Origin of the sequence: Caballeronia calidae (assembly GCF_900044055.2) — a bacterium.
In the GTDB taxonomy this organism is placed as follows: domain Bacteria; phylum Pseudomonadota; class Gammaproteobacteria; order Burkholderiales; family Burkholderiaceae; genus Caballeronia; species Caballeronia calidae.
This window is the reverse complement of record NZ_FCOX02000271.1, coordinates 1-1393: the sequence shown is the minus strand read 5'-3', so window position 1 is coordinate 1393 and position 1393 is coordinate 1. Positions and strand designations below refer to the sequence as shown.

At 61.7% G+C, this 1393-nt stretch carries 2 protein-coding genes; both read left to right on the top strand.

The genetic code is table 11. From position 1 onward, the window contains the following. The first annotated feature begins 69 nt into the window (after nucleotides 1-69). The gene (locus AWB78_RS42550; protein WP_062613301.1) at nucleotides 70-459 is read left to right on the top strand and encodes a transposase; all 390 of its coding nucleotides are present in this window, start codon (nucleotides 70-72) and stop codon (nucleotides 457-459) included. Beyond that, on the top strand, nucleotides 456-1355 hold the full coding sequence (locus tag AWB78_RS42545) for an IS3 family transposase (protein ID WP_062613299.1): 900 nt from the start codon (nucleotides 456-458) through the stop codon (nucleotides 1353-1355). The genes AWB78_RS42550 and AWB78_RS42545 overlap by 4 nt, the downstream gene beginning before the upstream one ends. Nucleotides 1356-1393: the final 38 nt, after the last annotated feature.

Genomic DNA, 1393 nt, shown 5'->3' with positions numbered 1-1393 from the left:
CGTGCGGCGCCTCCAGTTTTTTTGGACACAGATTTGGGGTAGAACGTGTGATCCAAACTGGAGTGGTCGATGTTAAAGAAAGCTGATGCGGGTGCGGTTGCGCCAGAGGCGCTGGAAGGAGCGCGTAGCGCGACTGGAAGCGCCTCTGGCGCCGCCGAAGTCAAACGTTGGTCGACCGGCCGCAAACGTAGCGTGGTCCTTCGGTTGTTGCGCGGCGAACCTGTCGACGCCGTGTCGCGTGAAGTCGGCGTGACGATCGCCGAGCTCGAGCAATGGCGGGAACTGGCATTGGCTGGCATGGAGGCTGGCCTGAAGACACGGACCAGCGATCCGCTGGAAGCTCGGCTCAATGACGCCGTGCGACGCGTGGGCGAGCTGTCTATGGAAAACGAGATCCTGCGTAAGGAACGTCAACTGCAGGCCCGTCGCCCTTTGACCGGTCGGAGATCGTCGACATGAGCCGCGAGATCTCCGTCAGTGCAGGCAAGCCCTTTGGATTGCAACGGGTTTGCCAGGTGCTCGAATTCCCGCGCTCGACCATCTATGCCATTCGTGCCAGAGCGAGCACCAAGGTGACGCCGATGGTTCCGCGCAGGCGTGGACCGAAGCCGAAGATGCACGATGCCGACTTGCTGAAGGCCATCCGCGACGATCTCGCGGCTTCGCCGTTCAGTGGCGAGGGGCATCGCAAGGTATGGGCACGGCTGCGCATCGTGCACGACATCCGTGTCTCCCGGACCCGCGTACTGCGGTTGATGCGCGAGCACAGGTTGCTCTCGCCGCACCGTCAGGCGCGCGGCGAACCCAGTCGTCACGACGGCCGAATCACGACTGATCGGCCCAATGAGATGTGGGGAACCGACGGCGTGCGCATCGCGACCGTGGACGACGGCATGGTTTGGATCTTCTCGGCCGTGGATCACTGCGATGGCATGTGCACCGGCATCCATGCCGCGAAAATCGGTGACCGCTTCGCAGCTCTTGAGCCGATCGCCCAAGGGCTGCTGGACGCGTTTGGCTCGGTACTCGCCGACTCGGGCCGCGGGTTGTCGCTGCGTATGGATCACGGTTCGCAATACACCTCGGACGACTTCCGCGACCAGATCAGGTTCTGGGGCATCACGCCGAGCGATGCCTTCGTCGCCGAACCACAGACCAACGGCGTCGCCGAACGGTTCAACCGAACGATGAAGGAACAGGCTATTCATGGGCGCATCTTCAAGAACCTGGAGGAAGTTCGTGCTGCCGCCATTGCGTTCAGAAATCAATACAATCGCGACTGGCGCCTTGAAAAGCTGGGCTTCAAATCACCCATCGAAGCCCGTCAGGAAAGGCTGATGAAGTTGGCCGCCTGAGCTGCAAAAGCGTGTCCAAACAACCGGAGCCGATACAC